At 68.4% G+C, this 21,849-nt stretch carries 24 protein-coding genes and 3 pseudogenes; 14 read left to right on the top strand and 13 right to left on the bottom strand.

Translation table 11 applies throughout. The features are described from left to right. The first annotated feature begins 131 nt into the window (after window positions 1-131). Window positions 132-1,040, top strand: a complete 909-nt coding sequence (locus ACZ4NB_RS37780; RefSeq protein WP_467667577.1) for a hypothetical protein — start codon at window positions 132-134, stop codon at window positions 1,038-1,040. 225 nt (window positions 1,041-1,265) lie between these two features. Here the strand turns inward: ACZ4NB_RS37780 and ACZ4NB_RS37775 are convergent, their stop codons facing one another. Further along, the gene (locus ACZ4NB_RS37775) at window positions 1,266-1,580 is read right to left on the bottom strand and encodes a hypothetical protein (protein ID WP_467667589.1); all 315 of its coding nucleotides are present in this window, start codon (window positions 1,578-1,580) and stop codon (window positions 1,266-1,268) included. A gap of 120 nt (window positions 1,581-1,700) precedes the next feature. Between ACZ4NB_RS37775 and ACZ4NB_RS37770 the strand changes: the two genes are divergently transcribed. Both ACZ4NB_RS37770 and ACZ4NB_RS37765 read left to right on the top strand, forming a co-directional pair. Next, complete coding sequence (locus ACZ4NB_RS37770; protein WP_467667576.1) at window positions 1,701-2,084, top strand: hypothetical protein; 384 nt, start codon at window positions 1,701-1,703, stop codon at window positions 2,082-2,084. Continuing rightward, a complete protein-coding gene (locus ACZ4NB_RS37765) occupies window positions 2,060-2,863 on the top strand; it encodes a DUF6083 domain-containing protein (protein ID WP_467667575.1) in 804 nt (267 codons plus the stop codon). Before ACZ4NB_RS37770 ends, ACZ4NB_RS37765 begins: the two co-directional genes overlap by 25 nt. Window positions 2,864-2,981: 118 nt before the next feature. Here the strand turns inward: ACZ4NB_RS37765 and dnaB are convergent, their stop codons facing one another. From dnaB to ACZ4NB_RS37730, 7 genes are all read right to left on the bottom strand, one after another. Continuing rightward, the gene (gene dnaB, locus ACZ4NB_RS37760; RefSeq protein WP_467667588.1) at window positions 2,982-4,319 is read right to left on the bottom strand and encodes a replicative DNA helicase; all 1,338 of its coding nucleotides are present in this window, start codon (window positions 4,317-4,319) and stop codon (window positions 2,982-2,984) included. A gap of 141 nt (window positions 4,320-4,460) precedes the next feature. Beyond that, window positions 4,461-5,027, bottom strand: a complete 567-nt coding sequence (locus tag ACZ4NB_RS37755) for a DciA family protein (RefSeq protein WP_467667574.1) — start codon at window positions 5,025-5,027, stop codon at window positions 4,461-4,463. Between the two features lie 387 nt (window positions 5,028-5,414). Next, window positions 5,415-6,056, bottom strand: a complete 642-nt coding sequence (locus tag ACZ4NB_RS37750; RefSeq protein WP_467667573.1) for a DnaB-like helicase C-terminal domain-containing protein — start codon at window positions 6,054-6,056, stop codon at window positions 5,415-5,417. Window positions 6,057-6,262: 206 nt separating this feature from the next. Beyond that, window positions 6,263-7,288: a hypothetical protein gene (locus ACZ4NB_RS37745; protein ID WP_467667572.1), complete on the bottom strand. Its 1,026-nt coding sequence runs from the start codon at window positions 7,286-7,288 to the stop codon at window positions 6,263-6,265. A gap of 132 nt (window positions 7,289-7,420) precedes the next feature. Further along, window positions 7,421-8,401 carry a DUF6083 domain-containing protein gene (locus ACZ4NB_RS37740; protein ID WP_467667587.1) on the bottom strand — a complete coding sequence of 327 codons (981 nt, stop codon included), beginning with the start codon at window positions 8,399-8,401 and terminating at the stop codon, window positions 7,421-7,423. A 449-nt stretch (window positions 8,402-8,850) separates the two neighbouring features. Further along, on the bottom strand, window positions 8,851-9,024 hold the full coding sequence (locus tag ACZ4NB_RS37735) for a hypothetical protein (RefSeq protein WP_467667571.1): 174 nt from the start codon (window positions 9,022-9,024) through the stop codon (window positions 8,851-8,853). A 605-nt stretch (window positions 9,025-9,629) separates the two neighbouring features. Further along, complete coding sequence (locus ACZ4NB_RS37730) at window positions 9,630-10,400, bottom strand: GNAT family N-acetyltransferase (protein WP_467667570.1); 771 nt, start codon at window positions 10,398-10,400, stop codon at window positions 9,630-9,632. An 88-nt stretch (window positions 10,401-10,488) separates the two neighbouring features. Here ACZ4NB_RS37730 and ACZ4NB_RS37725 point away from each other — a divergent pair, with 88 nt between their 5' ends. From ACZ4NB_RS37725 to ACZ4NB_RS37705, 5 genes and pseudogenes are all read left to right on the top strand, one after another. Next, window positions 10,489-11,094 carry a hypothetical protein gene (locus tag ACZ4NB_RS37725; RefSeq protein WP_467667569.1) on the top strand — a complete coding sequence of 202 codons (606 nt, stop codon included), beginning with the start codon at window positions 10,489-10,491 and terminating at the stop codon, window positions 11,092-11,094. Window positions 11,095-11,146: 52 nt separating this feature from the next. Further along, a pseudogene (locus ACZ4NB_RS37720) lies at window positions 11,147-11,786 on the top strand (IS5 family transposase); the annotation flags it as partial. Between the two features lie 375 nt (window positions 11,787-12,161). Continuing rightward, window positions 12,162-12,797, top strand: coding sequence for an ATP-dependent Clp protease proteolytic subunit (locus tag ACZ4NB_RS37715; protein WP_467667568.1), 636 nt, complete (start codon window positions 12,162-12,164; stop codon window positions 12,795-12,797). A 5-nt stretch (window positions 12,798-12,802) separates the two neighbouring features. After that, complete coding sequence (locus tag ACZ4NB_RS37710; RefSeq protein ID WP_467667586.1) at window positions 12,803-13,108, top strand: hypothetical protein; 306 nt, start codon at window positions 12,803-12,805, stop codon at window positions 13,106-13,108. Between the two features lie 483 nt (window positions 13,109-13,591). Continuing rightward, window positions 13,592-14,065 (top strand): C40 family peptidase, encoded by a 474-nt coding sequence (locus ACZ4NB_RS37705; RefSeq protein ID WP_467667567.1) that lies wholly within the window; start codon window positions 13,592-13,594, stop codon window positions 14,063-14,065. Window positions 14,066-14,224: 159 nt separating this feature from the next. On the opposite strand, the pseudogene ACZ4NB_RS37700 reads toward ACZ4NB_RS37705, so the two are convergent. Then, window positions 14,225-14,397, bottom strand: a pseudogene (locus tag ACZ4NB_RS37700) (LysE family translocator); the annotation flags it as partial. Between the two features lie 178 nt (window positions 14,398-14,575). Between ACZ4NB_RS37700 and ACZ4NB_RS37695 the strand changes: the two are divergent. After that, window positions 14,576-14,653: a hypothetical protein gene (locus tag ACZ4NB_RS37695; protein ID WP_467667585.1), complete on the top strand. Its 78-nt coding sequence runs from the start codon at window positions 14,576-14,578 to the stop codon at window positions 14,651-14,653. Window positions 14,654-14,870: 217 nt separating this feature from the next. On the opposite strand, the gene ACZ4NB_RS37690 is transcribed toward ACZ4NB_RS37695, so the two are convergent. Next, window positions 14,871-15,155, bottom strand: coding sequence for a hypothetical protein (locus ACZ4NB_RS37690; protein ID WP_467667566.1), 285 nt, complete (start codon window positions 15,153-15,155; stop codon window positions 14,871-14,873). Between the two features lie 242 nt (window positions 15,156-15,397). Next, window positions 15,398-15,490: pseudogene (locus ACZ4NB_RS37685) on the bottom strand (IS5/IS1182 family transposase); the annotation flags it as partial. On the opposite strand from ACZ4NB_RS37685, the gene ACZ4NB_RS37680 reads away from it, so the two are divergent. Beyond that, entirely contained in the window at window positions 15,446-15,760 is a 315-nt protein-coding gene (locus tag ACZ4NB_RS37680; RefSeq protein WP_467667590.1) for a hypothetical protein, read from the top strand. The pseudogene ACZ4NB_RS37685 and the gene ACZ4NB_RS37680 sit on opposite strands and share 45 nt — an antisense overlap. A 27-nt stretch (window positions 15,761-15,787) precedes the next feature. Then, window positions 15,788-16,381: an NAD(P)H-dependent oxidoreductase gene (locus tag ACZ4NB_RS37675; RefSeq protein ID WP_467667565.1), complete on the top strand. Its 594-nt coding sequence runs from the start codon at window positions 15,788-15,790 to the stop codon at window positions 16,379-16,381. A gap of 88 nt (window positions 16,382-16,469) precedes the next feature. Here ACZ4NB_RS37675 and ACZ4NB_RS37670 read toward each other — a convergent pair whose 3' ends face one another. After that, window positions 16,470-16,898 (bottom strand): ATP-binding protein, encoded by a 429-nt coding sequence (locus tag ACZ4NB_RS37670; RefSeq protein WP_467667564.1) that lies wholly within the window; start codon window positions 16,896-16,898, stop codon window positions 16,470-16,472. Between the two features lie 256 nt (window positions 16,899-17,154). After that, a complete protein-coding gene (locus tag ACZ4NB_RS37665) occupies window positions 17,155-18,381 on the bottom strand; it encodes an 8-amino-7-oxononanoate synthase (RefSeq protein ID WP_467667563.1) in 1,227 nt (408 codons plus the stop codon). Between the two features lie 156 nt (window positions 18,382-18,537). Between ACZ4NB_RS37665 and bioB the strand changes: the two genes are divergently transcribed. The 3 genes from bioB to bioD are packed head-to-tail and all read left to right on the top strand — an operon-like array spanning window position 18,538 to window position 21,693. Continuing rightward, the gene (gene bioB / locus ACZ4NB_RS37660; protein WP_467667562.1) at window positions 18,538-19,692 is read left to right on the top strand and encodes a biotin synthase BioB; all 1,155 of its coding nucleotides are present in this window, start codon (window positions 18,538-18,540) and stop codon (window positions 19,690-19,692) included. Further along, window positions 19,685-20,989, top strand: coding sequence for an adenosylmethionine--8-amino-7-oxononanoate transaminase (locus tag ACZ4NB_RS37655; RefSeq protein ID WP_467667561.1), 1,305 nt, complete (start codon window positions 19,685-19,687; stop codon window positions 20,987-20,989). The genes bioB and ACZ4NB_RS37655 overlap by 8 nt, the downstream gene beginning before the upstream one ends. A gap of 14 nt (window positions 20,990-21,003) precedes the next feature. Then, window positions 21,004-21,693 carry a dethiobiotin synthase gene (bioD, locus tag ACZ4NB_RS37650; RefSeq protein ID WP_467667560.1) on the top strand — a complete coding sequence of 230 codons (690 nt, stop codon included), beginning with the start codon at window positions 21,004-21,006 and terminating at the stop codon, window positions 21,691-21,693. The last annotated feature ends 156 nt before the right edge of the window (window positions 21,694-21,849 follow it).

Raw genomic sequence — 21,849 nt, 5'->3', positions numbered from 1 at the left:
GGTGTCTCCGATGGGAGAACCGGCGTCGATGAGGGCGCCGCTCAGGTACGAGTGCCGCCAGCACGATGGCCACGCCGTGACGAAGCACAACGTGCACAGTGCAAGCTTCGCCGCAGACGATGAAGACGCGCGTGTCCCTGGCTCGTGCGGACACCGCACGAACAACCATGATCGTGTGCTCGCATCCCTGCTGCCCGGCATCCGGGAACTTCGCACCCCCCCTGGCGACCGGCTACATCTACCTGCTGACCCTGTTCCTCCTCGTCGGCAACCAGCTGCCCACGAAGGACGAAGCCCAAGACCCGCTCAGGCTGTTCTACGAGGTGGTGAACTGGATGGGAAAGCCGGCCGCCCTGGCAGCCGCGACCTTCGTCGCCTACCTGGTGGGCAGCGTTCTGGAGGTGCCGGCCGTAGCCGTAAACCGCCTTGTCCAGAGTGCCCGGGATCGGTTGCGGCGACGGCGCCTCGGAGGCCTTAGTCGCCTCACTTTCGAAGGCCCTCCCATGGCGGATGATACGGATCTGGATGCCGACACCATCATGGCAGTGATCAAGGCATCGAAGCTTCACGAGGCTCGAGTGGTTGCCAGGCGAGCTGAGCTAACAAACCCCTCTGCGGAAACGCTTCAACGCTACGTAGGGGACAGGCTCGGCACGGATTTTAAGGCTGGCCCGGAGGCGGAGGAGGGCTTCGTAACTCTTGTCCTCGATCTGCCACAGATGCGGACGCGTCTATATGGGGCTGACAAGGACCTGTACGGGGACTACGACCGCCTGGCCACCGAGTCCGATCTCAAGGTGAACGTGGGGGCCGCGGGCATCGTCCTGAGTGGGGTAGCAGCTGTCCTGGTCGAGGGGGCATGGGCCCTACTGGCCCTTCCCATGATCTTTCTCATCTACCGCGGTCTCTCGACATCCCGGCAGGCCAACGACGTCCTGGTGCAAGCGATCGTCACCGAGATCGTGGAATCCCCCAAGTTCGAGCAGTTCATCACCGACACTCTGCCGAGCAGCGGATCCTCAGCCCCGCAAGGTGACTGATCGCCGGAGACCCCAGCGGGACCAGGGGCTGCGGACCACTTGGAACAGGAGGCTGCAACAAGGCGTGCGTTTGCGAGGTGCTCGGGGCCACCATCGCCACTGACTGCATGGCTCCGCACGAACCGCACCTCGATCCGCGAGCGGTGTGTCCCTGGCACAGGCCTGCCAGCCCGAGCAGAGGCCTGCCCGGCGCAGCCCGCGTCCCCACCCGCACGCACCAGTGCATCAACGAAGCCGGGCTGCGATGCTCTGCCGGGCGATGTCCCAGACTTCGTCGAACTCCTCCTGGGTCAGCTGCTCCGGGTCATGGCCTTCCCACTCCGAAACAGGCAGCTCCGCGGTGAGTCCGTACTCCTTCTCGTAGTCGGCCAGTGCTCCGGCATCCCGTGCCTGCTGCCATTCGCTCAGGGATGCCGCCGCGCGCGGGTTCTGTTCGGACCCATGCAGCTCGACCTGCCGAGTCACCCAGCCCTCGGCATCGATCTCGAAGAAGAACCAGGTGTCTTCCTCTTTCCAGTAGCAGCGCATCCAACACATCATCAGGCCATGATGACCATGCTCTGCTCGCCGGCGCTCGGCTACGCCGATGCGCGTGTGATGCACGAGGGTTGAGTACCCGGACTCATGCGTGCGGGTGGGGCGGAGTGTTGGCTGCTGTACATGGAACAGATGCCGTACCCGTACGGAGCCGAGCCGAGACGCCCGACGGACGGTGACCGTGAGCCCAAGGCGGTAGTCGCCCCGGCGATCTCGACCGCCGTGACTCTGGTCGGGGGATTCCTGCTCTATTGGCTCGCCATCATCACTTCTGTCGTGTGCGGCAACGAGTGCCACAGCGACCGCAACGAACCAACCTTTTCGCTCATCTTCAAGGTGTGCGGCTATGGGCTCGTCGTCCCCTTTGGATTACTGCTGGTCAGCTGGCTCCTGCCGTGGCGGCGACGCCACAACACGTTGCGGTTGGCCGCCGCCGTGCCGGCACCACTCTCCCTCGGAGCGCTCTACGTCCTGTTCAACGTATGGCTATGGCTTGCCCTCTGGTGAGGATTCGGGGCATTGTTCCCGCCTGCAGCGCTGCACGAAGCACATGCGTGGATCGTCTGACCGAGGCAATGCCGCCTCGTCGAGCCGGACTCGTTGGGGCTGCCTCGCCCCCGGGCACCTGGCACCGGACGGGCCAGGCGGTGATCCATCAGGGGGCTCGTTTGGCTGATCAAGCGCACCGTCCCCGCTGGCGCGTCGTTGAGCGGCCCATTCGAAGGGAATTTCAGCTGCCAATGGTGCTGTGGAATGCTCCCGAAGGACAGCCAGTACCGCGCGCCGCCCATTGGCCGGCGGAACGAGGGCGGGCCGCGCGGTGTTCCGATTGCCAGGCTCTGGTCCAGCAATACCCTCTCCAGCCCCGCGGCTGGGTGGTGCTGAACGCAGCCCTGGTACCCGGGAACGTGGTTCCTGCGGCGTTGCGCTGGTGTGTTGATGAACAAGGCGTGGCTGCGCTTGCGCCGTCGACAGTCAATGCTGTTCGTATCGAGCACAGGCAGACGTGCCTGATGTCCAACGAGGCCCGTACGGGGCAAATGATGCTGGCTGGCCGGCCTCGCGCTTTCACCCCGGGGCCGCCGGAGAATCCTGCGGCTCGTCCGGCGATCCCGGCCTTTCCCGTTCGAGCCAGTGTCGACCGCTACGCCGTGATGCGCGAAGCAGCCTGTCCAGCGTGTGGTTCACCCCCCGGCGTCCCTTGCCGCCGAGCTGCCGGTTTCCGGTCTGCCTGCAAGCGGCTGCATACAGCACGGATCGAGTCGTGGGCGTCCGGCTCGGCTTGATGCGACCGTAGTTTGGCACCTGACCGATGGTCCCCTCGTGGCCTTCATCGTCCTCCAATCCGCCGTCGTGACCGTCGTGGCGGAGAGGGCGCGTCCGCTCCTCCGCCATTCTCTCAATTCATTGTTGGGCCTTTTCGTCGTTTTCCTGTGAGGCGTTCTCTTGTGAACGTCGTGCTGGCGGCGTCTGTGCCATGTCGACGAAGCGCGAATAGTGGCCTTGGAAAGCGACGGTGATTGTTGCGGTCGGGCCGTTGCGGTGCTTGGCGACGATGAGGTCTGCCTCGCCGGCGCGGGGCGATGCCTTCTCGTAGGCGTCTTCGCGGTGGAGGAGGATGACGACGTCGGCGTTGTCCTCCAGGGCTCCCGAGTCCCTTAGGTCGCTGAGCTGCGGTTTTTTGTCGATGCGCTGTTCTGGCCCCCGGTTGAGCTGGGAGATGGCGACGATGGGGACACCCAGTTCCTTGGCCAGAAGTTTCAGGCAGCGCGAGATTTCGGAGATCTCTTCGTATCGCGAGGAGAAGGGCCTGGTGCCATAGGTCAGAAGGTGCAGGGCGTCCACGACGATCAGTCGAATGTCACTTTGGCTGTGCAGCCGTCGGCAATGGGCGCGCAGGTCGGTGAACGTGGCGTACGCGTCGTCCTGGATGTAGAGGGGGGCGGAGGAGATGTCGGGCATGCGCCGGGCCAGGCGCGTCCAGTCCTCGTCCGTCATCATTCCGGAGCGCATATGGTGCAGTGCCACCCGTGCCTCGGCGGAGCACAACCGCATACCGACTTCGGTCCGGCTGAGTTCGCGGGTGAACACCACACCGGGGAGATCGCTCTTTATACAGGCTGCCCGGAGGAAGTCCAGGGCGAGGGTCGACTTGCCCATTGCCGGCCGTGCAGCGAGGACGATCAACTGCCCTGGGTGCAGGCCGCCGGTGAGGGAGTCGAGGTCCGTGAAGCCGGTGGGCACACCCGTGAGCTGTCCGTGGACCAGGCCGGTTGCGATGGCTTCGACCTCATCGAGGGTCTCCTCCATCACTTCGCCGAGTGAATAGGTGGGGAGAATGCCGTGGCAGCGGCGGGCGGTGGCTGCAAAGATCTCGGCTTGCGCCGCGTCGGCGATGCGGTCTGCGCTTTCTGCCGTGCCTTCACTGGCCAGGTTGTCGATGTGCAACGCGGCCTCTGCCGTTCGCCGGAGGGTGGCGAGCGCCCGAATGCGTTCGGCGTGCTTGCCCCAGGATGTGCGGCGGTCACCTTGGGCGAGCGTGGTGATGTAGTCGTTTCCGCCGGCTTTGTGTAGTTGTTCCCTTGCGGCGAGTTGCGTGCCGACGGCGATAGCGTCGTGGTTCTCCTTGCGGCCGTACAGGTCGAGGATGGTGGTGTAGATCAGTTCGTGCGCGGGCCGATAGAAGTCGTCGGGGTGGAGGATCTCGACGATGTCGGCGATTGCCTTCTCGGAGACCATCATCGCGCGCAGAACGGCTTGCTCTGCCTGGATGTCGTGGTGCGGGGAGCCAGGTTCGGTCTTGTCCTCGGCCACTGTGTTGTCCCCCGCTCTTACGACGATGGGGCAGGTCCAGCGCCCCTCCTGGTACGCCTGTCAGCGTAGTCAGCGTGTGCCGTCCCGGTGCACGAATGGTGCGTCTTTGCCGGTCTGCCGGCTGCGCGCCCGTGCAAGTGCGCGGGCATGTACGAGGTGTTCTCTGCCTTGTTCCGGGACGGCCTCTGGCCGGGGGAAGACGCCTGCGAGTTCCTGCACCGCGTGTCGGGCCTGGCGTTCGAGTGCGGCTGCGAGCTGTGGATCGGTGCTGTGCTGGTTTCGGACGCGGTCCTGGGTGGGGCTCGGTGCGGTGGAGGCTCGCAGCTGGGGCAGTACGCCGGTGCCCACTGTCTCTGCCCGTGAGCTCGTTGCACCTTCGGCAATGTGGATGCGATGTACGGCGCTTTGCCCGAGCAGAGTATTGAGCCTCTGCAGAAGCTTGGGGGCTAATAGGCGCCCTTGGATAGCCCAGGCCTTCGACGCCGCGCGCACAAACAGGGTCCTGGCCTTGGCGTCGAAGTCGATCGCGACGAGGTGTTTGGCCACGGTTTCGCCGACCAGGGCCGTCCATTGAGTCACGGCTGCGGGTTTGGTGAGGGTGGTGGGCCAGTGTCGATTCGCCAGCTCCAGCAGCACGGTGCTCAGCGGGAGCGGGGTAGGACTCCCCCGCCAGCGGAGTCGCTTGGACGCAGAGGTCGGTGGCCGAAGCCGTCTGCGCCGTGCGTCTGCCCGGGCGTTTTGAAGGGCAATGCGGGCGGGATCCGCCACGGGCGCGGGGGTAAGGCCGTGATCCGAGCGGCTGGAGGGTTGGGTCATCCTGCTCCTCTGCCACTCAGCGTTGCCTGTCACCGCTATTGGACCACCCGGATTGTGCTGGTGGCTGCTCAGTGTGCGGAACCGGCTTGGCACTCAGAGATCAGTTCGATCTGATGTCGTCCGAAAGGCGGCGGGGGCGGATTGGTTGCCGAGCTGGGGCGGGAACACCTTCGCAAAACCGAGCATCTCATCGTGGGGTGATGCTGTTCACCAGGTGAAGGCAGCCTTCCGGGGTGCGTAGGAATACCGGTCCTTGGCGATGAGGACGGCGACATGGCGTGGGCCAGTACGGTGCATGAGCAACAGGGTGTCTGCGTCGTACTCCAGCTCGTGGGCGAGACCTAGGTGGCGGGGCTCCAGCGGGTCGAGGTCTTCGGTGTGGGCCGTCAGTCGCGCCATGACGACGATCGGCACACGTGAGGCGAGCATCTTCAGCCGACGGCCCAGGTCAGCTGCTTGCTCAGGGTGGTGGACGAGTTCTTCGTCGTCCGTCTCCATCAGAGTGAAGTGGTCGATGACGACGAGTTTGACCGGGCTGTTGGTGGAGGCGCGGGACTCGAGGACGGCTTCGATGTTCTGGAGACTCAGACCTCTGCGGCGGATTTCCAGGTTCGGCACGGCATTGCGGGACGTGAGTTCCGGTGCGTACAGCAGGGTGTGTTCACCTCGGGCGGCGGTGTGCAGCGCCAGGTCGTACCCGACTTCGGCCTCCCGGCTGTCGGCCGGGGCGCCGATGCCGATGAGGTGACCGGGGCGTAGGTGGAGGTGCTCGTCGAGTTCGGGCCAGGGCGAGGGCATGTCGGCGTCGCCCGATGGTTCACGCCAGTCCTGATCATCACTCAGCTTCATGCCGCTCCCTGCGTCATTGGGCGCCGAGCCGAACGCCGCCCGGTGGTGACACCGTGGCATTGAGCGGCGACGACAATGAGCCATTGGTGATCTTTGGCGTGATTTCAGCAGTAGCAGTGTCCGATCGGCGACGTCCCTCGCCACGCCGGCCTTGCGGAAGCAGCCTGCGCCGGCCGGGATGCGGGGCAGCCGTCGCGAGCTCTATCTCATCGTGGTGTGCACGACGTGCAGACAGAGGCTGTCGTGGGGTTGTAGCGGCGGCGCTGGCAGGCGCACCACGGCCAGTCCAGGCACTCAGGGCACCAGGTGTGCGGCGGTGTGACGGGACGGCCGCAGGAGCCGCCCTTGCCCGAGCACTCGCCCACCGGTGGGCGATAGTTCACAGCTTCGGTGATGGTGCGGTCCGCGGCCGATGACGGCTCATCCTCGCTGCCAGTCTCGTCGTGGTCGGGCCGCAGCAGCTGTCCGCCTTGGCAGATCCGGCAGGGCACGTCGTCCCGATCGGGTCGATCAGGCGATGCCAGGTGCCACCCGTCCTCGCACCGGCCAGCGCAGTCGGTGGGTGCGAGCAGCCAGGCCGCGATGTCGTCGGGGCCGTAGCCCTGGTGCCGCGCATCGGCTTTGTGGGTAAGTGGGCGGCTGGCCCAACTCCGCCACCATCGGCGTTCGATGCGGTTGGCGAGCCGCTGGGGAGTGTGCCACTGGAGTTCGGCCTGGATGGTGTCGATGACGGTGGGCGAGATGTTGCCGTTGCATGCCTGGAGGAGTTTGTCGGGCAGCGCGGCCAGAACGGTGCGTACCGGGTTGGTCGACGGCGTGGTGGCGATCCCGGCGGCCTTGCACGCCTCGCAGCGGTCCCAGTCCCAGGAGCGGGGGAAGTAGGTGCGCGTCCACTTGTGGCGACAGTCTTTGCGGCGGGCGGGTTCGATGTGAGTGATGCCGGACGCGTACTCAGGCCGCTCTGGCAGCGGAGCCGAGCAGGTACGGCAGACGCTCTTGCAGGATCGGCATCGCTCGCCATTGGGGGTGGGGGCCTGGCAGCTGGGGCACTCCCGCTTGCACACCTTGCACAGGTGGTCCGCCGGGTGAGGCTGAGGGAGCCAGCGGTGCTCGCCCTGGCAGCGTACGCAGCGCCGGGGGTCGGTGTCCTCGTCGTGCGTCGGTAGAACAGGCTGCCCATCGCACTGGTTGCAGACGACGACGGCTCGGTTGGCGGTGTAGCGCAGATTCAACTGGCACTCCGGAGTTCTCCACGGGCGGGCCCACACATCAGCCTAGTGCCCTGCAAGCCTCCCACCGGTTGCCCGAAGCCAAGGAGGGCCGGCGCCACTAACGTGCCCCTCTGACTCGTCAGGCCGGAGCGGTTACGGACGCTGCCATCGGGCGTGGGTCTCTGCTCGGCGCTTGGTACGGCGGTCGCATTCGTAGCACAACCACGCTGCGGGAACAGGGATCGAAGTGGAGTTGTCGCAGCCGAGGGTGGCGCACTCGGTCCTCGCAGGTTCCATGGGGAGCTGGTCGTGATTGGCTTCTCGTTCTCGGTAGCCGCGGGGCTTGTGGCCCAGGATGAAGGATCCGTGTTTGACGGGGTGGAACCTCACCCACTCGCGCGGTCCGTGGTCGGCGACCAGGGGGTCGGCGTGCTCGACGCAGCGCTGCCTGATCCAGCGCGCCGCGGATTGGAAGTCCAAGGCGGCCAGACTCCACACCCACATCGTCCCGCCGGTGGTGTTGAGGATGAGCTCGCCCTTGCGGCCTGGGGCGTGCGGGATCTCCACGCGGTCCCAGATGCCTTCATCGGCGGAAGGGGTGTGCACCCGGTTCTTGCAGCGGCCGCCTTCCTGCGTCTCGGCGATGCATTGGAGGTCCTCGATCCGGCCGGGGGCCAGACGCAGTTCGGACAGGTAGAGCATAGTGTGCCGCTCTTTGCCGGCTGGGGCTGCGTTGGCTGGCTCCGGTTCCTCGGCATCGTCGGGGTCGCGGGATTCCACCAGCCGGGGGGTGAACTTCCCTTCGGCGATCTTCGTCTGCATGCGTGCCCCGAGCCGGGTCACTAAAGGCTGCAGCTCCTCGTCTAGGCCGTCGTGGTCGAGGGCGGGGCAGATGGTGGTGTGGGCGATGCGGCAGTACATGTAGCCGCGCAGCGTTCCGGTGTAGGCCACGCCGGCGTCGACGTACCAGCGGTACTTCGGCGGGATCAGTTTGAGGGGGAACTCGTTCGGCATCAGCGGGATGCGCCGGTCGTCGTAGCGGTCGAACCACTCCACCGGGCAGGAACAGTACGCGCACGTGTCGTACGCCTTGCTCCGCAGAAGCCGAGACGTGTTGGAGCGGTGCAACCTCATAGCCACGGCAGCCCCTTTGACGGCGCCCAACAGGGCCTCATTGCCCCGCAGTTGCTAAGGGAAGTGTAGGAGCTGACTCGTCTGTGCCATGGAGACCCGTCCGCAACATGCCCTGAAGTCGTCGGGACGGCCTAGATCGGCGGCTGGCCGACGCATCGCCGTACGGCTGTGGTCAACCTGACGTGCGCCGCCGTGGGGGCTGCTGCGTTCGAGCCTTGGCGCCCTTGCCGCCGCGTGCCTGCCACCGGCTCCCCGCAGGGGCGGCCGGGTCTTCGGGGCGATGCCGTTTGCCTTGAGCCGCTCTGTGTGGACGCCGTTCTTCGGCCGGTCGAAGCACCGCTCGCCCTGCAATGCCTGGCACTTCGGGCACCGGCCCTGACGGCGAGGGTCGTCCGGCTGCCGGGGAAACCGGACGGTGATCATCGGAGTGCCATAGCGGCCGCGTACCATCAGCTGCTCCTCGTCGAGACCGCTCGCCATGTCTGCTGGCCAACGGCCTGGGGTGGGATGCGCAGCCGCTTGAACAACAGCACCAGCGCGTCCTCGACGAGGTACTGCGGCGAGCGGTCAGTGACGCGGGACGCTGTGGTGAGCTGGGCGTCCAGGTCGAGGCGGATCCGCACCTGCAGTGCGATGCGGGCTGGGCTCTTTGCCCGGCCGCGCCTGGTGCTGACACGGCGCGTTGTGAGAGCGGCTGCGGAACTTCCTTACGGGCCACGCCCTTTGCCTCGAACACCGGGTGAGCCGCTGCGGTCCCTGCACTCCTGGCCGCGGCCGCGCGGCGCAGGGAGATGATTTTGTTGCTTGCCACGTGTGCGCCAACGCCCCAGCGCGCGATTTGTCATGGTCTGTGGGGCCGATCGGGTGGAGGAGGTGCAGGACTCCGAGTGTCCCTGGATCGCCATCCCTGCACTGACTTGTGATGAACAACCGTGCGATCACGTCGCGCGTCTGGCGGTCGTGGCGCAAGTGCGGCTCGCGGTCATGAGCCCGACCCAACGTCGGAGCGAGCGGGCCCGCCGCAGGTGGCTCCGTGGTGGGCGAGGGTGATGGCGGCCAGTCCAGGCATTTCGGCGGCAATCTGCGCCCGCAAACGCGCTGTCTCCTCCGCCTCGGCCGGACTCTGCAGCTCATCAGGTACCGGCCGCAGCAAACGCCCGCGAGAGCCGGCGGTCGGGGCCGGGGCGGCCTGGCCGACCGGCGCGGGGGCCGCTGGCTGGGCTTGGTCTCACATACCTCGCCGGGCTTGAGCCACACCCTGCACCCACGGCGGGTGTGACGCGTCACGATGGCGGACGAACATACGTTCACTGTGGTCACTGCCGGTCTGCACCACCGGGCCCCAGTGGTCCATCTGGATCTTCTCGCCGACGCCGAGTACGTCGAATCCCTGCCTGCGGTAGAACGCCTCCAGGTGCGGGGAGTCGGCATCGAATGAGCCGTGCAGGTTAACGAAGCCGAGCTGGTCGTAAACCTGCATTGTGCGGTGGAGCAGGGCACTGCCCCAGTCCTGGCCGCGTACAGCCTCGTCGACGGCCAGGCCACGGACCTTTCCCACGGTCACCGCGAGCATGATGGCCACGACGTCGGGGAGGCCCATGTTCCGCATGCTCACGATGGCTGTGGCGGGCGGCATCACCTCGCACACCCCGGCGATCTGCCCAGAGGTGTCCTCGGCGACCAGGACCGGGGAGCATGGCACCAACTGCTGGACGAGGTCCTGACCCCTCAGTGATTCGAGAAAGCGTTCGTGGAAATCCTGGACGTCGGTGTGCAGGCCTTCGAGCAGAACGGTGCCCAGCGTGTTGTTGTCGATCGCGGCGGTCGAGAGGTCGTCCAGCTCGACGCCGGCTGCAGGCAGCAGTGCGTTTGCTCGGGCCCATTCTCCTGGGCGGATGCGCCGGATGATTCCGTCGCGCTCGGGCCAGCCGTCGATGACACGCTGGGCCGGGATGCGCCGTATGCGGGGCTGGGTCCGCTTCTTGATCCTCTTCGCCATCAGGTCACGCTACCGAGCCAGCGCCAGCTGGACAGGCGAAGCGAGACGTTCAGTCGAAAGGCACTGCTCCGTCCGCAGGTTACGCCCATTGGCAGAGCAGAGCGTCTGTCCAGGTGAGCATCTGCACCGCAGGGAGCGGCGGGACGTTGTGCTGGGCGTGACCACATGCACGTGCGACTTCGGCGTCATTACCGGACCGGCAGGAATGGCCGCTGGCTTCCTGCACCGCATTCAGACCCGGGCAGCTGACGGGGAGAAGCCCCCGCGCGACGGCGGGACCTGCCGGGATGTGCTGAGCATCCTGTCCCGCCAGCTCACGGACGGCGGGCCGGTCCTGTTCGAGTTTGCCCGCTGGGCCGATGAACTGGGCGTTCCCGACTCACGCCTGCGTGCGGTGGTCACGTGGCTCGTTGAGTACGAGTTTCTGGCGCTGGACGGAGAGGTGGACGGCATCGCCCGCTTGTGGGTGAACCCTTCGGTGGCCTTTCCACCGTGGTCAGACTTGAGGACCGTGGCTGCCCGCCACCGTTTCCCCTACATCATGACAGCGCCACAAGGCATGGCCGCCGAGCAGCCCGTGATCATTCATCCGTACGACCCGGAGGGATGGGACGGCGTTTACCAGCAGCACCTGGACATGATCGAAGACCCGTTCTGCTTCTCCTCCAAGGGCTGCGCACTCCACGACGGCTAGGGCGTGTCTGATGAGTCGGTGACCGCCCGGGGCATGGATCGTTCTCAGCCGAGTGGGGCGGGGCGATTTGAGCGAGGCGGAGTGGGTCCGGTTGGAATCGCACTTGCCCGAGAATGTTGGGCGGGGCGGGCTGTGGAAGTGTCATCGCACGGTGATCAACGGGATTCTGTTCCAGTTGCGCACGGGCATCCCCTGGAGGGACTTGCCGTCCCGGTTCGGCAAGTGGCAGACGGTGTACGGCCGTCATCGCCAGTGGTCGGCAGACGGTACCTGGGAAAGGGTCTTGCGGGGCTTCAGGTTGTTGCCGATGCGGAGGGGCGGATCGACTGGTCCATGATCGGTGTGGACTCGACCGTCCTACGTGTCCACCAGCACGCAGCCGGCGCCCGCAAACGCGCAGAGAAAGTCCCGGGCAAGCAAACCCGTCCTGCGTGGCACCGGCCGGACGAGGCACTGGGCGCTCCCGGGGCGGCCTGACGACGAAGATCCACCTGGCCAGTGAGGGCGGGCGCCGCCCGCTCGCCCTGCTGCTCACCCCGGGACAGTGGGGTGACGGGCCACAGATGATCGAAGTTCTTGGCCGCATCCGCGTGCCCCACACAGGCGGAGGACACCCCCGCACCCGCCCCGAATGCCTAAGCGCCGACAAAGCCTATTCGTCACACCGCAACCGCCGATGCCTGCGCCGGCGCGGATCGCAGCAGGCAGCTCGCTCGCGAGGGTGAACAGCGCAGCGGACCGATCCTAGTTGGGTCGCATCCCGAAGTCGCGGAGGCGCTTGCCGATCTGACTGTCGGTGACAGCGCGCCCTGGATGACCGCCCGGGAACAGCCAAGGGACGTCGTCCGGGGTGCCGACCTCGGCCTTACCGCGGCGAGTCGCGACAAGCTCGCGGACCAGGGTGGCCATGGACGTCCCCGTCAAACGGTGACAGCAATGTGAGATGCGAGCCCCAAAGAGGAGCAAAAAGCCCATCTGACCTTGGCATTTGACTTGATCACTAGAACCTGATGCCATTCTAACGGGATGTACATCCTGTACATTTTTTACAGAGGAGAGGAGCAGCCATGCTGCGACCTACGGCTCGCTATGTCCTGCCCGAGTTCACCGAGCGCACCTCACAGGGGACGCGCACCATGGACCCGTACTCCAAGCTGCTCAGCGAGCGCATCATCTTCCTGGGCACCCCGGTGGACGACGCCTCCGCCAACGACGTCATGGCGCAGCTCATCCACCTCGAACACGCCGCGCCGGACCAGGACATCTCGCTCTACATCAACTCCCCCGGCGGCTCCCTCACCGCGATGACCGCCATCTACGACACGATGCACTTCGTGTCGTGCGACGTGGCGACGGTGTGCCTGGGGCAGGCCGCGTCCGCCGCCGCGGTACTGCTGGCCGCCGGCGCCCCCGGCAAGCGGCTGGCGCTGCCCGGCGCCCGGGTGCTGATCCACCAGCCCTCGCTCCACGAGCCCATCCAGGGACAGGCCACCGACCTGCAGATCCAGGCGGAGGAGATGCTGCGCGGCCGCGACATGCTGGTGGAGATGCTGGCGCGGCACACCGGGCAGACCCCCGAGCGGATCGCCGCCGACATCGAGCGCGACAAGATCTTCGACGCGCCCGGCGCCCAGGCGTACGGCCTGATCGACGGGCTCACCCGCAACCGCAAGCAGTCGGCCCTCCAGCCCGTCAGCCGGTGAGCCGGATGCTGCCGCCGGAGCCACCGCCACTGCCCGCCCTGACCCGCGCCGAGGGCGAACTGATCGACCGTTACCTGGAGGTGCTCGACCTGCTGGGCCGCATCAACCCGTCCCGCGGCGGCCATACCTACAGCGGCCTGCGGGCCGCGCAGGCGCTCGTCGGCAAGGCCGCCGGACTGCGGGACGCCCTGACGCTGATGCACAACCGCGGCGAGAGCGAACTGCACCACGACACGCTCGCCCGGGCGCTGCGGGTCCTGGACGGCGAGCGACGCGCCCAACTGGTCACCCTGCCGCCCGGGGAGCGGTGACCCGACACGCCCAACCCACCCTGCCCGGACGGCGTAGCGTCCACACCGTTTGCGAGGAGGTGACGAATTGCGCGGGGCGGAGAGAATTCCTCGGGTCCCCATGTTTCGCCCCAGGTCCCGGGGCCGCGACACCAGCCACCCCGCCACCTGAAGGAACAATTCCCCCCATTTAGCCCAAATGTGACCCATCTCACATACGGCATTTTCAGCTCGGAATTCAGGTGGTGGGTGCGTGACGATCCCTTCGACGACAAGACCCCGCCACAGCGACGGGGCGGTCCGGACGGGCGCCTAATCCCGCCGCCGTACCGGATGTCCGGTCGACGGTGTGGATCGGCGGGAGCGGAGGACCCGAGCAGGACGGGGTCCGGGCCATGACGGCCGTCGGACTCCTTGGGGTGAAGCCGTACGCACGGCCGGGCATCTTCGCCTGCCCGAACCCGACAGGCCCTCCTTCGCAGGCGGCTGACGAAGGGTTCGCACATGACCGTGCGCACGCACACGCCGCAACTGCTGGCCCGCGCCGCCACCGTCTCCGCTCTGACGATGGTCACCCTCGGCGCCACCACACTCGCCCCGGGGGCGACCACCGACGCCGAGGCCGCGTCCGTCGCCGCTCACGCGGTGCGGGTCGCGGCCTCCAAGCAGGGCTCCCCCTACGAGTTCGGCGCCGAGGGGCCGTACCGTTTCGACTGCTCGGGGCTGACGCTGTATTCGTTCAAGCGCGTCGGCCGGGCCCTGCCACGCAGCGCCGCCGCGCAGTACAACCACACCCGGCAGATCCCCGCCTCCTTCCGAAGACGCGGAGACCTGGTCTTCTTCCACTCGCCCCACGGGGTCTACCACGTCGGCATCTACGCGGGCCGCGACCGCATGTGGCATGCGCCCAAGACCGGCGACGTGGTGCGGCTGGCGAGGATCTGGAGCTCCGCGATCTCGTACGGACGAGTGGGCTGACCTGGGGCTTCGCCTCACGCTCGGTCAATTGTCAGTGGGCCTCGGTAGTTTGACGGTGTGACGAACTGGCAATTGAGCAAGCTGCCGACGGCCGCGGCGCGCAGAAGGCGTCCGCAGGCCCGCGGACGCCTTCCCCCGGGCGGCGGACTGCCCTGAGCCGAGCAGCGGCTCCACGAGCAGGATGCCTCCCAGGGCGGTGAGCCGTGCACCGGGGACGGCTTCCAGGGCGCGACCCGCGGGCGGCGCAGCCAGGTGCCCAGCCGGTCGACGAGCAGTGCGACGGCGGGGAACCACACCAGCGCGATCGCGACGACCATCCGCCGAGGAGTTGGACGGCGCCGAAGAGCCCGGTCACGGCGACCAGCACCGCGGCGAGCCCGGCCGACCGCCAGCGCGGTGCATCAAGAGCCCGCCCGCGCCCCCACGGCGGTCGGCACCCCGCCCGGCGCGAGTCGAGGGCAAATCTTCTTGGAGGGCGTAAGTGGCGTTTCGCCATATGGCGCCTACGACATGGTCGGCAACGTATGGGAGTGGTGTTCGACGCCTGCCAGGCCGGCGATACGAAGTGAAGGGCGGCGCCTTCACTAGCCCATTGTTCCGAGGGGCACCGTCCGCCATTGACGACACGGACGACTTCATGCCGGACGACGACTCGGGATTCCGATGCGTGGCGTCACCGGCACAGATGCCGCCGCGGGAAGCCTAAGAAGGCCCCGGGTCAATGATGCTGCCTGGTTCGCAAACGTGCGACGGTCCTGGTACCGCGCTCCGCGGCACCAGGACCGTTCATTGATCCTGTTGGGACTTAGCCGATGGCGATGAAAGAGAACGCGCGATCGGCGTATTGATCAGAGCCGTCCCCCGTCAGGACCTTAGCCAGGTCTGTGCCTATCGTCCACACGACCGACGGGTCGAACGGACGCCCTTCGGGGTATCGGCCCAGCACGGTGACTGTCACCGCAGGCGTGTTGGAGAAAGCGCTATCGAAATGGACTGTGTAAGTACCTGTCTCGATCCTTTCCACAGTAAATCCCGAGCCTGAAATGGTCTTGCCAGCCGCGTCTACAACCCCAGAGATTATATCTGCCATGGCAACGCCCTCTGATGCACTGTTAGTGGTGCGGAAGAGTTCCGTAGATCCGCTCATGCCCTGTGAAGGCCGGTGGCCACCCTCACGCTGTGGGTGCCTGGCAACCATTGCAGTTCGCCATATAGCTGCTCAAGGGCGCGAAATCGCCAACCCGGACATCGAATTCACATTCGACTCAACCGGATCAAGTGTGACGGGCGGCTAAAAGCGGTCCCGTAAATGTTCGAGGGGCTGAGGGTGCAGACCTTGCGGCGGGAAGCTTTGTGCTCCTCTTTCCAGGCGGGCAGTTCATGAAGGCCGTGCTCGCGACGATGGGGGATCACCAGGCCGGGGCCGCGCTGCTGGTGCGCCAGCAGCGCGGGGCGCGGCTGACGGCGGCCGGTGAGCTGCTGCTCGTACGCGCGCGGCGGGTGCTCTACGAGCTGGAGCAGGCCCGGCACGAGCTGTCCGTGCTGACGGGGCTGTCCGGCGGGCGGCTGCGGATCGGCGCGTTCATGACGACGGGCACCCATCCTTTGCCACCCCGTCCCGACCGCTCACGGATAATGACGCTCGGCCGAGTGGACGCGCGGGCAAACAAGCCCACACGGATCGGCGGCCGATGACCGCTCATCTCGACCGGGGGACGAACCATGCGTATCGGTGTCTACCTTGCGCACCCGCGCCCAGGCAGCTTCAACCACGCCCTCTTCGACGCCGTCGTGGCGGAGCTGGGCGAGCGCGGGTGCGAGGTGCTCGCGCACGACCTCTATGCGGAGGGCTTCGCACCGCTGCTCTCCGCAGAGGAGACGGAGACGGTCCGGTCGGCGCCGTCCTCCCAGGACGCGCAGGTGTCGCTGCACCGGGCGGAGGTGGCCGCCCTCGACTCCCTGGTGTTCATCCATCCGAACTGGTGGGGCATGCCGCCCGCGGTCCTCACCGGCTGGGTGCAGCGGGTGCTCGCACCCGGCGTCGCCTACAAGCTGGGCACCGCGGAGGGGGAACCCGCGGGCCTGCTGCGCGCCCGCCGGGCCCTCGTCCTGAACACCTCCGACACCCCCGCCGACCGCGAGGAGAGCGAGTTCGGCGACCCGCTGCAACGGATCTGGGCGGCCTGTGTGCTGCCGTACGCGGGCGTCACCGACGTGCGCCGGACCGTCTTCCGTACCGTCACCGACTCGGCCGAGGAGACCCGCGCGGCCTGGCTGCACCAGGCACGCCGGCAGGCCGCCGCCCTGCTGGTCTGACCGTGGCCCCGCAGCCCGCAGCCCGCAGCCCGCAGCCCGCAGCCCGCAGCCCGCAGTGAAAGGTTCCTGCAGTGCTACGCCGCGGCCGTCAGCGGGCCGCGACCTGCCACGGCATCGTGATCCACACCGTCTTGCCACCGGACTCGGTGGGGACGACCGAGAGCCGACCGCCGGCCTCCGCGGCGAGCCAGCGGATGATGACCATGCCCCGGCCGTTGTCCTGCTGGACCGCGGCGGGCAGCCGGCGCGGCCGCCGGGGGTGGCTGTCGGTGACGCCGACACGCAGCACCTCGTCCCGTTCGAGCCGCAGCTCGACGGTGAACGTCGGGGACTGGCCGAAGGTGTGCTGGACGGCGTTGGTCGCGAGCTCGGAGACGATCAGCCGGACCGAGTCGGCGGCTTCGGTGCCGGCGGGAAGCCCCCATTCGGCGAGCACCGCCAGGGTGTGCCGGCGGGCGAGGACGACCGAGTCCGGGGCGCTCGGCAGGGTGAGTGACGATTCTTGGTGGTCTGCCATCGCGACGCCGTCCCTTTCCCACCGAGGCCGGCTCCGGTCCGCTGACCAGGGTGCGGGGATGCCGCTCGGGACACCGATTCGGCCTCGGACTTCTGCTGTGCGCCAGACTGCCACCCATGCTGCCGGTGAGGTGCTCGATCCACCAACTTATACAGATTTCTGTCGCTCAAAGCGGTGAACTCTGCCACGGGAGACCGGATTTGGGGCGCATGGGACCCCTGTGACGAGGCCCGCGGGAACCGTCCGCCCGGCCGCCTCAGCCCGTAGGAGCCGTGGCCACGATCGTCCCGACGGCCCGATCGATCTGAGCATCCGTCAGATCTGCCCGGGCCGTGAGCCGCAGCCGGGAGATCCCGTCGGGTACGGACGGCGGCCGGAAGCAGCCGACCGCGAGGCCGGCGGCCCGGCAGTCGGCGGCCCAGCGGACCGCGGCCTCGGGCGACGGGGCGCGTACCGAGACCACCGCGGCGTCCGGGCGCACGGCCGCCAGGCCCGCCGCGGTGAGCCGGCCGTGCAGCTCGCGGGCGACCTGTCCGGCGCGGGTGGCGCGCTGCGGTTCGCGGCGCAGCAGCCGTAGCGCGGCGAGCGCACCGCCGGCCGCCGCCGGGGCGAGGCCGGTGTCGAAGATGAACGAGCGGGCGGTGTTGACCAGGTGCTCGATGACCCGGGCGGGGCCGAGCACCGCACCGCCCTGCGAGCCGAGCGACTTGGAGAGGGTCACCGTGGCCACCACATCGCCGTCACCGGCCAGTCCGGCCGCCGACAGCGCACCGCGGCCCCCGTCACCGAGGACACCCAGGCCGTGTGCGTCGTCGACGAGCAGCGCCGCGCCCCTGGTCCGGCAGACCTCGGCGAGCGCGGGCAGCGGCGCGGCGTCGCCGTCGACCGAGAACACCGAGTCGGTGACGGCCAGCGCCCGGCCGTCGTGGCCGGTCAGCGCGGTGCGTACGGCCTCGGGATCGGCGTGCGGGACGACTTCGGTACGGGCCCGGGAGAGACGGCAGCCGTCAATAAGGGAAGCGTGGTTGCCCGAGTCGGAGACGACGAGGGTGGCGCGGTCCGTGAGTGCGGTGACGGCGGCAAGATTCGCGGCATAGCCGGACGACAGCACCAAAGCGGCCTCGAAGCCGCAGAACGCGGCGAGTTCCGCCTCCAGCAGGGCGTGCAGCTCGGTGCTGCCGGTGACCAGGCGCGAGCCGGTCGCGCCCGCGCCCCAGCGGTGCGCGGCCTCGGCCGCGCCGTGGGTGACCTCGGGGTGGCGGGCGAGTCCGAGGTAGTCGTTGCTGGCCAGATCGAGCAGCGGGGAGTCGGCGGGCCGCGGGCGCAGGGTGCGGACGAGTCCGGCCCGTTGGCGCTCGGCGTGTGCCGCGTCGATCCAGTCGAAGGCCGTGTGGTACCCCTTGCCGGACGGTGCGGCCGAGTGCCCGGTGCGGGGCGCCGGCGGGGCTTCGCGGAGCAGCGGCGGGGCGGAGTCCTGCGGCATCGGCGTCCTTAGTCGTTCGGCCTCGATTGTGGGCTGTCGATAGACGTTAGCGGTCGTTCCGCACGCACACAGTGTGGCGATACACACACCCCGATCGCCCCTCGTTGTGGGAATCCTCCTTGGCCGAGGGCGGTGGCGTACGTCAGGATCAACGCCATGGACCTGCTGAACACATTGGTGGACAAGGGACTGCGGCGCGAGTTGCCGACCCGTGAAGAGGCGCTGGCCGTGCTGGCGACTTCCGATGACGAACTGCTCGATGTCGTGGCCGCGGCCGGAAAGGTGCGCCGCCAGTGGTTCGGGCGGCGGGTCAAGCTCAACTACCTGGTCAACCTCAAGTCGGGCCTGTGCCCCGAGGACTGCTCGTACTGCTCCCAGCGGCTGGGGTCGAAGGCCGAGATCCTCAAGTACACCTGGCTCAAGCCCGATGAGGCATCCAAGGCGGCCGCCGCCGGAGTGGCCGGCGGCGCCAAGCGGGTCTGCCTGGTGGCCAGTGGGCGCGGCCCCACCGACCGGGACGTGGACCGGGTCTCGGAGACCATCTCCGCGATCAAGGAGCAGAACGAGGGCGTGGAGGTGTGCGCCTGCCTGGGGCTGCTCTCCGACGGCCAGGCCGGCCGGCTGCGCGAAGCGGGCGCCGATGCGTACAACCACAACCTCAACACCTCAGAAGCCACCTACGGCGACATCTGCACCACACACGACTTCTCCGACCGGGTCTCCACCGTCCAGCAGGCCCAGGCGGCCGGCATGTCCGCCTGCTCCGGGCTGATCGCCGGCATGGGTGAGAGCGACGCCGACCTCGTCGATGTCGTCTTCGCGCTCCGCGAGCTGGACCCCGACTCCGTCCCGGTGAACTTCCTGATCCCCTTCGAGGGCACCCCGCTCGCCAAGGAGTGGAACCTCACCCCGCAGCGTGCGCTGCGCATCCTGGCGATGGTCCGGTTCGTCTGCCCGGACATCGAGGTGCGGCTGGCCGGCGGCCGCGAGGTCCATCTGCGCACCCTGCAGCCGCTGGCCCTGCACCTGGTCAACTCCATCTTCCTCGGCGACTACCTGACCAGTGAGGGCCAGGCCGGCAAGGACGACCTGGCGATGATCGAGGACGCCGGGTTCGAGGTCGAGGGCGCGGACACCACGACGCTGCCCGAGCACCGCAGGCAGCACGGGGACGACGCCGCGGAGCCGGCGCAGGCCGCCGACGCCGATGCGCCCGCCGCCACCGTCCCCGCGCCCTCCGACGAGAACCGCCGCGACCTGGTGGCGGTGCGCCGCCGCGGCGCCGGTACCGACCTGCCGCCCAATGCCTGAGCCGCTCGCTCCCCGCGAACTGCTCGCACTCGACCGGCAGCACGTGTGGCATCCGTACGGGCCGATGCCCGGCCGGGCCGCACCGCTGCTGGTCGAGTCGGCGTCCGGCGTCCGGCTGCGGCTGGCCGAACCGGCCGAGGGTCGGGACGAGTTGGTCGACGGGATGTCCTCCTGGTGGTCGGCCGTGCACGGCTACAACCACCCGGTGCTCAACGACGCGGCGCGCGGCCAGCTGGAGCGGATGAGCCATGTGATGTTCGGCGGGCTCACCCATGAGCCCGCCGTGCGCCTGGCGAAGCGACTTGTCGACATCACACCCGGTCCGCTCCAGCACGTCTTCCTCGCCGACTCCGGTTCGGTGTCCGTCGAGGTCGCCGTCAAGATGTGCCTGCAGTACTGGCGCTCGCTCGGAAAGCCCCGCAAACAACGCCTGCTGACCTGGCGGGGCGGCTATCACGGCGACACCTGGCAGCCGATGTCGGTATGCGACCCGGAGGGTGGCATGCACGAGCTGTGGCAGGGCGTGCTGCCGCGACAGATCTTCGCGGACGCGCCGCCGGCCGGCTTCGACGCCGCCCCCGACGAGGCGTACGCGGACCATCTCCGCGAGCTGATCGGCCGGCACGCCGAGGAGCTGGCCGCGGTGATCGTGGAGCCCGTGGTGCAGGGAGCGGGCGGAATGTCCTTCCACTCCCCCGAGTATCTGCGGGTGCTCCGGGATGCCTGCGACGCGCACGGCGTCCTGCTCGTGTTCGACGAGATCGCCACCGGCTTCGGCCGTACGGGCACCCTCTTCGCCGCGGACCACGCGGGCGTCTCGCCCGATGTGATGTGCGTCGGCAAGGCGCTGACCGGCGGGTATCTCACCCTGGCCGCGACATTGTGCACGGCGGCCGTCGCGGACGGCATCTCGCGCGGCGAACTGCCGGTGCTGGCGCACGGCCCCACCTTCATGGGCAATCCGCTGGCCGCGGCCGTCGCCGACGCCTCGATCGAGCTGCTGCTGTCCCAGGACTGGGCGCAGGAGGTCAAGCGGATCGAGGCCGGACTGCGGCACGGGCTGGCGGCGGCTGAGCACGTCCCGGGGGTGCGCGAGGTACGCGTACTCGGCGCGATCGGTGTCGTCCAGCTCGACCACGCCGTGGACATGGCGGCCGCGACCCGGGCGGCGGTCCGGGAGGGCGTGTGGCTGCGCCCGTTCCGCGATCTGATCTACACCATGCCGCCGTACATCACCGGTGACGACGATGTGGCGCGCATCTGCGCCGCGGTGTGCGCGGCGGCGCGCGAGGGCTGAGAGGAAACCCAGAGATGTCAGTGCTGTTCGTGTCGGGCACCGGCACGGAGATCGGCAAGACCGTGACCACGGCCGCGATCGCCGCGGCCGCGATCGCCGCGGGCCGTTCGGTGGCGGTGCTCAAGCCGGCCCAGACCGGCGTCGCGGCGGGCGAGGCCGGCGATGCGGCGGACGTCGAGCGGCTGGCCGGCCGGGTCACCACCGTCGAACTCGCCCGCTACCCCGAGCCGTTGGCGCCCGCGACCGCCGCGCTGCGGGCCGGGCTGCCGCCGGTGCGACCGCACGAGATCGCCGAGGCCGTCGCGAAGCTGGACGCCTCGCACGACCTGGTGCTGGTCGAGGGCGCGGGCGGGCTGCTCGTACGCTTCGACGCGGACGGCAACACACTGGCCGACGCCGCGCGTCTGGCACAGGCCCCCGTCCTGGTGGTCGTCCAGGCCGGTCTGGGCACCCTGAACGCCACGGCCCTGACCGCGCTGGCACTGCGCACGCACGGGCTCGACTGCCCCGGCATCGTCGTCGGCAGCTGGCCGTCCGAGCCCGACCTGGCGTCCCGCTGCAACCTGCAAGACCTCCCCGACGCCGCGGGCGCCCCCCTCCTCGGCGTCATCCCGGAGGGCTCCGGCACGCTCTCCCCCGCCACGTTCCGCGCGACGGCACGGCAGTGGTTGTCCCCGACGCTCAACGGGTCTCGTCGCCCCTGACGCCGTTTCGCTGCGCTTTGCCCGCCTCCCACGTTTTCGGCTGCGGCGCCGTGGTGGTTGTTCGCCGTTGCTCCCCCACTGCCTAAAGGGCGTGGGAGGTACCCCCAGCGGCGGGCGGTTGTTTGTCGGGTGCGGTGACAGCCCTACGGACTTCGT

The organism is Streptomyces sp. NPDC026575 (assembly GCF_055567415.1).
Note: the sequence above shows the minus strand (reverse complement) of the source record. Positions and strands in the feature narration are given on the sequence as shown.

Bases quoted from the DNA above. Each gene is read 5' to 3' on its own strand.
- ACZ4NB_RS37765 (WP_467667575.1), top strand. From the start codon at position 2,060: ATGGCTATGGCTTGCCCTCTGGTGAGGATTCGGGGCATTGTTCCCGCC.
- ACZ4NB_RS37705 (WP_467667567.1), top strand. From the start codon at position 13,592: ATGACCGTGCGCACGCACACGCCGCAACTGCTGGCCCGCGCCGCCACC.
- ACZ4NB_RS37750 (WP_467667573.1), bottom strand. From the start codon at position 6,056: ATGAAGCTGAGTGATGATCAGGACTGGCGTGAACCATCGGGCGACGCC.
- ACZ4NB_RS37680 (WP_467667590.1), top strand. From the start codon at position 15,446: ATGAAGGCCGTGCTCGCGACGATGGGGGATCACCAGGCCGGGGCCGCG.
- dnaB (WP_467667588.1), bottom strand. From the start codon at position 4,319: ATGATGGTCTCCGAGAAGGCAATCGCCGACATCGTCGAGATCCTCCAC.
- ACZ4NB_RS37770 (WP_467667576.1), top strand. From the start codon at position 1,701: ATGGAACAGATGCCGTACCCGTACGGAGCCGAGCCGAGACGCCCGACG.
- ACZ4NB_RS37740 (WP_467667587.1), bottom strand. From the start codon at position 8,401: ATGAGGTTGCACCGCTCCAACACGTCTCGGCTTCTGCGGAGCAAGGCG.
- ACZ4NB_RS37710 (WP_467667586.1), top strand. From the start codon at position 12,803: ATGCTGCCGCCGGAGCCACCGCCACTGCCCGCCCTGACCCGCGCCGAG.
- bioD (WP_467667560.1), top strand. From the start codon at position 21,004: ATGTCAGTGCTGTTCGTGTCGGGCACCGGCACGGAGATCGGCAAGACC.
- ACZ4NB_RS37675 (WP_467667565.1), top strand. From the start codon at position 15,788: ATGCGTATCGGTGTCTACCTTGCGCACCCGCGCCCAGGCAGCTTCAAC.
- ACZ4NB_RS37690 (WP_467667566.1), bottom strand. From the start codon at position 15,155: ATGGCAGATATAATCTCTGGGGTTGTAGACGCGGCTGGCAAGACCATT.
- ACZ4NB_RS37655 (WP_467667561.1), top strand. From the start codon at position 19,685: ATGCCTGAGCCGCTCGCTCCCCGCGAACTGCTCGCACTCGACCGGCAG.
- ACZ4NB_RS37730 (WP_467667570.1), bottom strand. From the start codon at position 10,400: ATGGCGAAGAGGATCAAGAAGCGGACCCAGCCCCGCATACGGCGCATC.
- ACZ4NB_RS37665 (WP_467667563.1), bottom strand. From the start codon at position 18,381: ATGCCGCAGGACTCCGCCCCGCCGCTGCTCCGCGAAGCCCCGCCGGCG.
- bioB (WP_467667562.1), top strand. From the start codon at position 18,538: ATGGACCTGCTGAACACATTGGTGGACAAGGGACTGCGGCGCGAGTTG.
- ACZ4NB_RS37775 (WP_467667589.1), bottom strand. From the start codon at position 1,580: ATGATGTGTTGGATGCGCTGCTACTGGAAAGAGGAAGACACCTGGTTC.
- ACZ4NB_RS37670 (WP_467667564.1), bottom strand. From the start codon at position 16,898: ATGGCAGACCACCAAGAATCGTCACTCACCCTGCCGAGCGCCCCGGAC.
- ACZ4NB_RS37715 (WP_467667568.1), top strand. From the start codon at position 12,162: ATGCTGCGACCTACGGCTCGCTATGTCCTGCCCGAGTTCACCGAGCGC.
- ACZ4NB_RS37695 (WP_467667585.1), top strand. From the start codon at position 14,576: ATGGTCGGCAACGTATGGGAGTGGTGTTCGACGCCTGCCAGGCCGGCG.